The organism is Paraburkholderia sp. Ac-20340 (genome assembly GCF_017104965.1).
In the GTDB taxonomy this organism is placed as follows: Bacteria; Pseudomonadota; Gammaproteobacteria; order Burkholderiales; family Burkholderiaceae; genus Paraburkholderia.
Window position 1 is genome coordinate 128,535 of sequence record NZ_JAAGPR010000020.1, and the last position, 8,663, is coordinate 137,197.

6 protein-coding genes and 1 pseudogene are annotated in these 8,663 nt (G+C 63.9%); 6 read left to right on the forward strand and 1 reads right to left on the reverse strand.

The genetic code is table 11. The annotated features are described in order from the left end of the window. Window position 1: 1 nt before the first annotated feature. From G3N59_RS23395 to G3N59_RS23410, 4 genes are read left to right on the forward strand one after another with little or no spacing between them, the layout of a single operon-like run. Window positions 2-1,066 carry a protease modulator HflC gene (locus tag G3N59_RS23395; RefSeq protein WP_321816286.1) on the forward strand — a complete coding sequence of 355 codons (1,065 nt, stop codon included), beginning with the start codon at window positions 2-4 and terminating at the stop codon, window positions 1,064-1,066. Next, complete coding sequence (locus tag G3N59_RS23400; protein ID WP_241023853.1) at window positions 1,063-2,109, forward strand: SPFH domain-containing protein; 1,047 nt, start codon at window positions 1,063-1,065, stop codon at window positions 2,107-2,109. Before G3N59_RS23395 ends, G3N59_RS23400 begins: the two co-directional genes overlap by 4 nt. After that, window positions 2,106-4,124 carry a heavy metal translocating P-type ATPase gene (locus G3N59_RS23405; protein ID WP_205985166.1) on the forward strand — a complete coding sequence of 673 codons (2,019 nt, stop codon included), beginning with the start codon at window positions 2,106-2,108 and terminating at the stop codon, window positions 4,122-4,124. Before G3N59_RS23400 ends, G3N59_RS23405 begins: the two co-directional genes overlap by 4 nt. Further along, window positions 4,121-4,720, forward strand: coding sequence for a GNAT family protein (locus tag G3N59_RS23410; RefSeq protein ID WP_205985167.1), 600 nt, complete (start codon window positions 4,121-4,123; stop codon window positions 4,718-4,720). Before G3N59_RS23405 ends, G3N59_RS23410 begins: the two co-directional genes overlap by 4 nt. Here G3N59_RS23410 and G3N59_RS23415 read toward each other — a convergent pair. Beyond that, on the reverse strand, window positions 4,717-7,095 hold the full coding sequence (locus G3N59_RS23415; RefSeq protein WP_346777921.1) for a DNA polymerase II: 2,379 nt from the start codon (window positions 7,093-7,095) through the stop codon (window positions 4,717-4,719). The two genes, G3N59_RS23410 and G3N59_RS23415, sit on opposite strands and share 4 nt — an antisense overlap. Before the next feature lie 558 nt (window positions 7,096-7,653). Here G3N59_RS23415 and phaP point away from each other — a divergent pair. Together phaP and G3N59_RS23425 are read left to right on the forward strand one after the other, a co-directional pair. Then, the gene (phaP, locus tag G3N59_RS23420) at window positions 7,654-8,244 is read left to right on the forward strand and encodes a TIGR01841 family phasin (RefSeq protein ID WP_241023861.1); all 591 of its coding nucleotides are present in this window, start codon (window positions 7,654-7,656) and stop codon (window positions 8,242-8,244) included. A 296-nt stretch (window positions 8,245-8,540) separates the two neighbouring features. Beyond that, a pseudogene (locus tag G3N59_RS23425) lies at window positions 8,541-8,663 on the forward strand (acetyl-CoA C-acetyltransferase); the annotation flags it as partial.

Sequence of the window (8,663 nt, forward strand, 5' to 3'; positions counted from 1 at the left end):
CGTGAGCCTCTTACACGCGCACGGCGATGCGCACCATCATCACGGCCATTCGCATGGACATGCCCACGGTCATGTGCACGGCCAGCCCGGCGCGCCGGTGAACCGTCCGCGCTTTGCGTTGCGCGTGGCGCTCGCGGCGCTCTGCGTGATCGTCGCGCTCGTGGTGGCGAGTTTCGTGCAGGTGCGCGAGGGCGAGGCGGCCGTGGTCACGCGGTTCGGCGACCCGGTGCGTGTGCTGCTGCAACCGGGGCTGGCGTGGCGGCTGCCCGCGCCGATCGAAGCCGCCGTGCCCGTCGATCTGCGCTTGCACACGACGTCGAGCGGCCTGCAGGACGTCGGCACGCGCGATGGCCTGCGCATCATCGTGCAAGCCTATGTGGCGTGGCGCGTGCCCGCGAATGCCAACGACATCGGCCACTTCGTGCGCGCCGTGCGCAACGAGCCCGATGAAGCGGCGCGGCAGATCCGCTCGCTGGTGGGCTCAGCCTTGCAGACCACTTCGGCGGGCTTCGATCTCGCTTCGCTCGTCAACACCGATCCTTCGCAGGTGCGCATCGGCGCGTTCGAGGAAGCGCTGCGCCGTCAGGTCGATGCGCAGGTCTACGCGGCCTACGGCGTGCACGTGGTCCAGGTCGGGTTGGAGCGCCTGACGCTGCCCGCCGTCACGCTCGCCGCGACGGTCGAGCGCATGCGCGCCGAACGCGAGACCGTAGCTGCGCAGCGTACCGCCGAAGGCAACCGCCAGGCCGCGCAGATCCGCTCCGATGCCGACCGCGACGCGCGCGTGCTGATCGCCGACGCCAACGTGAAAGCCGCCGATATCGAAGCGCAATCGCGCAAGGACGCCGCCGCGATCTACGGCAAGAGCTACGCCGCCGATCCGCAGCTCTACACGATGCTGCGCTCGCTCGACACGCTCGGCTCGGTGGTCAACACGAACACCAATCTGATCCTGCGCACCGATGCCGCGCCGTTCCGCGCGCTCGTGCAAGGCCCGCCGGGCATGGGCGCGGCCGTCAACGGCCCGGTGGCGGCGTCCACGCGCAGTTCGGGCAAAAGCCGATGAGCGCGCCGCAATTTCAGCGCGACATGCAGCCCGCGCTCGGCCCCGGCGCGCAGACCGTGCGCCTGTCGTTCTGGTTCGTCGCCGTGCTGGCGGTGCTGGCGGCGCTTGGCTGGGCGACTTCGAATATCCGCCGCATTCCCGCCGATAGCAGTGCCGTGGTGACGCGCTTCGGCGCTTATGTGCGCGATCAGGGCGCGGGTCTGCTGGTGGCCTGGCCGCGTCCGTTCGAGGACGTGCTGCTCGTGCCCGGCAGCGAACGCGTGCTCGAACATCGCGTGATCGCGCTGGAACGCAATCCGCACGCGAGCGCCACGCTCGGGCTCGACACCGATGCCGAAGCCGGTTCCGGTTACGTGCTGACCGGCGATAACGGCGTGGTGCAACTGAGCGCGACGTTGTTCTATCGCGTGAGCGACCCATATGCCTACGCCATGCAGCTCGAGCATCTCGATGCCGCGATCGAGCGCGTGGTGTCCGCCGCCGCTGTGGAAACGGCGGCGCAGCGCGATCTCGACGCGATCCTCGTTGCGCGTCCCGAAACGGTCGCCGCCGATCAACAGATGGCCGTGCGCCGCGAGCAGTTACGCGGCGACCTTGCACGCGCGATCCAGCGGCATCTGGATGCGCTCGCCGCCGCGCACGCCGGGCTGGGCATCGAAGTCGCGCGGGTCGATGTGCAGAGCGCGTTTCCGGCATCGGCCATCGACGCCTTCAACGCCGTGCTGGGCTCGATGCAGAACGCCGAGCGCGATGTCGCGCTTGCCCGCACCGTCGCCGAAAAAACGCGCCAGGGCGCGCAGCAGAACGCCGATCGCATCGTCCAGGACGCGCAGGCGAACGCCGCCGAGCGCGTGGCCACGGCGCAATCGGAAACCTCGACGATCGGGCAGCTCGAAGCGGCGCTGGCGGAAAATCATGATCCGGGCCTGGTCGCGCGCGCGTATCGCGACCGCGTGCAAGCGGTGCTGGCGAAGGCGGCGCGCGTGACGACGATCGATCCGAACGACGCATCGAGCCTCGTGTTGCCGGGGCGCGCGCCATGACGACGCCCTGCGAAGCGGCCGATCAGGACGCGCATCTGCACGAAGCAGCCAAAGCTGCTGAAACCGACCAAGCCGCCGAAGTGCGCGACGAAAAGCACGACGCCGTCCACGCGATGTCTGCCGCCGAGCGCCGCGCGATCACACGTCACACACTGCTCGCGCTGCTGGCGGGCGGCTTCCTGCTGCTCTCGCTCGCCTGGCCGTGGCTTTCGCCCGCAGGCGCGCGCGGCGACGCAACTGTCGCGCAACTGCTCGCCGCGCTCGCGTCGCTGATCGTCGCGCCGCCGGTGTTCGCGGGCGCGTGGCACAGCCTCAAATCGCCGAGCCTGCATGGCGTGACCGACCGCCTGATCGCGCTGGCGATGCTGGGCGCGTGGGCCGTCGGCGACATGACGACGGCGGCCTTGCTGCCCATCGTCATGACTTTCGGTCATGCGCTGGAGGAGCGCAGCGTGCTGGGCTCGCAGGAAGCGATCCGCGCGCTCGGGCGGCTGACTTCGGGCAAGGTGCGCCGCGTGAGCGAGTCGGGCGCGATCGAGGAAGTGGCTTACGAAGCGATCCGTCCCGGCGATCTCGTCGATGTGCTGCCCGGCGCGCGTATTCCCGCCGATGGCCTGGTGCGTCAAGGACGCTCCAGCATCGACAACGGTCCGATCACGGGCGAATCGCTGCCGCAGGACGCGGGCGACGGCGCGAGCGTGTATGGCGGCGCGATCAATCTGGATGGGCCGCTGCGCGTGGAAATCACGCAAGTGGGCGAGGCGTCGACGCTCGGCAAGGTCATCGAACTGATGCAGCGCGCCGAGGCCGCCAAGCCGCCCATCACGCAGGCGCTCGAACGCTATATGGATGCGTATCTCGCGCTCGTGCTGCTGATCGCGGCGATCGTCTGGTTCGTGAGCGCGAATGCGCAGGCGATGCTCGCGGTGATCGTCGCGGCCTGCCCGTGCGCGCTCGTGCTGGCGGCGCCATCGACTGCCATCGCCGGGATTGCGGCGGGCGCGCGGCGCGGCATCCTGTTTCGCAACACGGCGTTTCTCGACAAGATCGCCGAAATCGATTCGCTCGTGATCGACAAGACCGGCACGCTCACGCACGGTGAATTGCGCCTCACGCGCGCGTGCTGGCAGCCGGGCGTGGACGAAGCGCAGGCGCGCGAACTGGCCGTGCGGCTGGCGTTGAGCAGCGCGCATCCGGTGTGCCGTGCGCTCGCGCGCGAACGCACGCAGAGCAGGTTCGCTACGCTTGCGCCGCTGGCCGAAGCACGCGAGTTGCGCGGCCTGGGCGTGATCGCGCCCACGCCCGAAGGCGTTGCCGTGCTCGGCCGTGCCGAACTGCTGGCGCAGCATGTAAGCGCATTGCCGCCCGCGCCCGCCGACATCGACGGTCCCAGCGCCGGGCTGGCGCTCGACGGCCGCCTGCTCGCCTGGTTCGGTTTCGACGATACCGTGCGGCCCGAAGCGCGCGGTGCGCTCGACGATCTGCGCGCGCTGGGCATGGCGCGCGAAGCGCTCGTGACCGGCGACCGCGAAAGCGTCGCGCGGCGGCTCGCGGGCGAACTCGGTATCGAGACGGTGGTGGCGCAGGCGCTGCCGCACGACAAGCTCGATTACGTGCTCGCCGAAATCGACGCGGGACATCATCCGCTCGTGGTGGGCGACGGCCTGAACGACGTGCTGGCGATCAAGGCGGGTTCGACCAGCGTGGCGACGGGCGAGCGCGGCATCGACATCGCCGTGGCTTCCGCCGACGTCGTGCTGCTCGCCGACGATCTGCGCCGTCTGCCCGACTGCATTCGCCTGGGCCGCGCGTGCCGGCGCATCGCCACGACCAACGCGGCGATCGGCCTTGCCTGGACGGTCGCCGTGATCGCGCTTGCGGCGCTGGGCGCGTTGAGCGCCGTGGCGAGCGCCATCCTTCATAACGTGGGCACGCTCATCGTGATCGCCAACGCAGGCCGCCTGCTGCGCCGCGACGACGGTGCGATCGGCGCCAAGCCCGATTCTTCCGCATGACACCCGATTCGATGAACACCACACCTACGCTGAGCGGTAAAACGGTCGAACTGCGCCCGCTGCGCGAAACCGATGCCACCGCGCTGATCGAAGCCGCCGCCGATGGCGAACTCTGGAACCTCAAGGTCACGGTCGTGCCGTCGCCTGCGACCGTCGACGCTTATATCGCCAAAGCGCTCGAAGGCGAGCGCGCGGGCACGGTCATGCCGTTTGCGATCGTGCAGCGTGAAAGCGGCCGCGTGGTGGGCAGCACGCGCTTCTGGAAGATCGACCGCGCGAATCGCAAACTGGAGATTGGCCACACGTGGCTGGCGGCATCGGCGCAGCGCTCCTCGATTAATACCGAGTCAAAATATCTGCTGCTTGCTTATGCTTTCGAAACGCTCAAATGCGTGCGCGTGCAATTCACCACCGACGAACTCAACGAGAAATCGCGCGCGGCAATCTTGCGTCTGGGCGCCAGGCAGGAAGGCATCGTGCGCCACGAACGCATCATGCCCGACGGGCGCAAACGCAATTCGGTGCGCTTTAGCATCATCGACGATGAATGGCCGCAGGTGCGTGCAGGACTCGAAGCGCGGCTTGTAGCCAGCTAGAAAAGACTCGCCTGACCGGAAATCAGCGTCTCGAATGCTTCGCGCAGAAACGGCAGGATGGCATCGGCTACAGGCTGCAACTGGCGTGTGAGATAGAACGTGTAATCGGGCGGCGCGCTGAGCGTTTCGAGTGGTTCGGGGCCCACCGTCGTCATCACATAGCTGATCCAGCCGCCGTTCTGATATTGCAGAGGACGGCCTTTTGCGCGGTTGTATTCGTCGGCGACGCGCGCGGCGCGCACATGTGGCGGCACGTTGCGCTGATAGTCGCTCAAGGGCCGGCGCAGACGTTTGCGAAACACGAGTTGATCGTCGAATTCACCGGCGAGCGTGCGGCGCACGTAATCGCGCACGTAGTCTGCGTGCGGTTCGCGCACGAAAACGCGCCGGTAAAGCTCGCGCTGGAATTGCTGGGCGAGCGGCGTCCAGTCGGTGCGCACGGTTTCGAGGCCTTTGAATACCACTTCCTCGTCGCCGTCTTTCGCCAGCGACAGGCCCGCATAACGCTTCTTGCTGCCTTCTTCGGCGCCGCGCACGGTGGGCATCAGAAAGCGCGAGTAATGACGCTCGAATTGCAGTTCGAGCGCGCTTTCCAGACCGAAACGATTTTGCAGTTCCGCTTTCCACCATGCGTTGACATGCGCGACCAGTTCGCGGCCCGTGCGCGTGGCGTCTTCTTCCGAATGTGCGCGCTTGAGCCAGACGAAGGTCGAATCGGTATCGCCGTAAATGACGTCGTAACCTTGCGCTTCAATCAGCGCGCGCGTCTGGCGCATGATTTCGTGGCCGCGCATCGTAATCGACGAAGCCAGACGCGGATCGAAAAAGCGGCAGCCCGTCGAGCCGAGCACGCCATAAAACGCGTTCATGATGATTTTCAGCGCCTGAGAAAGCGGCGCGTTCTTTTGCCGCTTGGCGGCTTCGCGTCCTTCCCAGACCTGGCGCACGATTTCAGGCAGGCAATGCATCGAGCGCGAGAAACGCGCGCCCAGAAAACCCGGCACGGAATGTGTGTCGTCGGGTGCCTGCAAGCCTTCGATCAGGCCGACCGGATCGATCAGAAAGGTGCGGATAATCGACGGATACAGGCTCTTGTAGTCGAGCACCAGCACGGAATCGTAGAGGCCGGGGCGCGAATCCATCACGAATCCGCCGGGACTATTCTCGCCCACGATATCGCCGAGATTGGGCGCGACATAACCTTGCCGATGCATTCGCGGCAGATAAAGATGCGTGAATGCCGCGACCGAACCGCCGCTGCGATCGACCGGCAAACCGGTCACGGATGCGCGCTCCAGCAAAAACGCAATCAACTCGGTTTTCGCGAAAATGCGCGTGACCAGTTCGCAATCCTTAAGGTTGTAGCGTGCGAGTGCGGGTTTGTCTTCGTCGAAACGGCGCTGGATTTCGTCCATGCGCTGATATGGGTTATCGACCGCCTTGCCTTCGCCCAGCAGCGTGCGCGACACGTATTCGAGGCTGAATGACGGAAAGCTCCAGGTGGCCGAACGCAAGGCCTCGATACCGTCGATGATGAGCCGCCCGGCGGCCGCCGCGAAATAATGATTCTGATTGATGCTGTGCTCGCGCCATTCCATGACCGCGCCGCCGCGCCCGAGTTTGAGCGGCACGCCGTATTGCTGCGAATGCGCGTGCAATACGCGCAAATCGAATTGCACGAGATTCCAGCCGATGATGGCATCGGGATCATGCTGTGCCATCCAGGCGTTCAGACATTCGAGCATTTGCGCGCGGCTTTCGCAGTACGCGAGATCGAAATCGAGCGTGCCGGCCTCGCCATTTTCCGGCGCGAGCATATACACCTGGCGCTGGCCACAGCCTTCGAGCGCGATCGAATAGAGTTCGCCTTGCGCGCTGGTTTCGATATCGAGCGAAACGAGGCGTAGCGTGGGCCGGTACTCGCTGGCCGGTTTCATTTCCCCGTCGATCAGTACGCCCGCCTCATCCGGCGTGCCGCGAAACAGCACGGGCGCGGTGATGAAACGCTCCATCATGTAACGGTCGGGCGGCTGGATATCGGCTTCGTAGATGTCCACGCCTGCTTTGTTCAGGCGTTTCGCTGCGCCCGTCAACTGGCGGTATTGCGGCGTATAGAGTCCGGCGATCGGGCGCTGGCGGAAGTCCTTGAGATCGAGCGCGCGCCACTCGGCGCCCTTTTCGCGTTCGAGCACGCGCTGTGCGGCTTCGCGTTGCGCGGCCGGCACGAAAGCCACCGAGGTTTGCGGGCGCAGGCGCAACTGCCGCGGACCATTGGGCGTGGCGAGCCAGAAATCGACTTCGGTATGCGTGGGGGTGTCACGCCAATGGCGGGTCAGAATGAAGCCCGGCGTCAGGCCGGGTTGATGCTCGGTCACGATAGAGTTAAGCGCTGGCCTGTCTGGACGAGCGCAATTGTACCGTTACGGCGTGTGCCGCCTGGCACGCAGGCATTGAGTCTGTGATTTGCGGTGCATGACACGCGATCACTCAAAACTTGCAAATCGGATTCAATCAGAAAAGATCACCAGTGAAATTGCGCGAGTATTCCAGGCGCTGCCGATGTTTTGTCTGGAGAAAATCAAATGGTGTATCGGATTGCATTGATCTGCAGTTTCTAATGCATTAAAAAGCAGTTGAGGCGGCCGCGAGTGAAAGGACATGACCCCGCGCGCCGCTTTAAGTTTTGCGTCAATTTGCCTTACAACTGCAAGAAATAAACCCGTTCTGAATCGAATTGACTTCACCTGGGGTTTTCACCTAATTTTGTGTTGCACAAAATTGTTAAATTCATGCCTTAGAATCAAGTCTCTAATTGAGTTGCCGCGGTGATGTCAGCGGACACGACATTGCTGGACTGAGTGCTGATGGGTCGCATCAATTTGCGACTTCCTATAGTCAATCTATTTAGCATTTCTAATCATGAGGCATAGCCGATGACCGAGCTAATCAACGATTTCGCATCCGATCATCTCCGGGCCCAATATCAGTCCGGCGTCGCGGCATTTTTCGCAGTGACGCAGCCCGCGTTCAAAAGCGTCGAAGCAATCGTCGCGTTGAATCTGCAGGCCGCGCGCGCCGTGCTGGCCGAAAACGAAGCGGCGCTCAAGGGCGCGCTGCAAACCACCAGCCCTGTCGAGCTTTTCACGCAGCAGGTGAACGCCTCGCAGCAGGCAGCGGCAAAGGCTTTGTCGTATGGCCGCCAGCTATTCGATATCGCTACGCACACGCAGTCCGAATGGACCCAGGCGGCTCAAGCCCAGAGCGAAGCGCAGCAGGAGCGCGTGAAAGCGGTGGCGGCGCGTTTCTCGCAGAATGCGCCGGCAAGTGCTACACCGTACCTGGCACCGTACGTCGCCGCATTTAATTCGACCTTCACCGCATTCGGCAATGCGGCCGAAACGATCCGTAATCTGACGCAGCAAAATATCGAAACGGCTCAAAATCGTTTTGATTCTATTGCTGCTAAAGCGATTCAGCAGCCCGCCACGCAGGAAGCTGCCGCCGAGATTCAACCCGCGAAATAACCGCTATTGCATCGCCATTCCATTCACGAAACGCAGGACAACACGCGGTTGCAATGCATGTGCGTTGCGCCGCGTCCACGACCTTGAAGCATTTAGAGTCCGGCGTTGAATCAATTCGCATTGCATTCACGTATGTTCCCTGTTTTGTCATCTTGATGTAACGGGATGCAGACACGCTTATTTCATATGTCGTGTACATGTCGTTGATGCGCCGTGTTCAAGTTTTTTTGTTGCAGTTACGCTAGCTGTCAATCAGGCAGCGACCAGGCAAGTCTCTTTAATGCAGGAAACGGAAAATGACTGACATTGTGATCGTTTCGGCCGCCCGTACGGCGGTTGGCAAGTTCGGTGGCTCGCTGGCGAAAGTGGCTGCGCCGGATCTCGGTGCGCTGGTGATCAAGACGGCGCTCGAGCGTGCG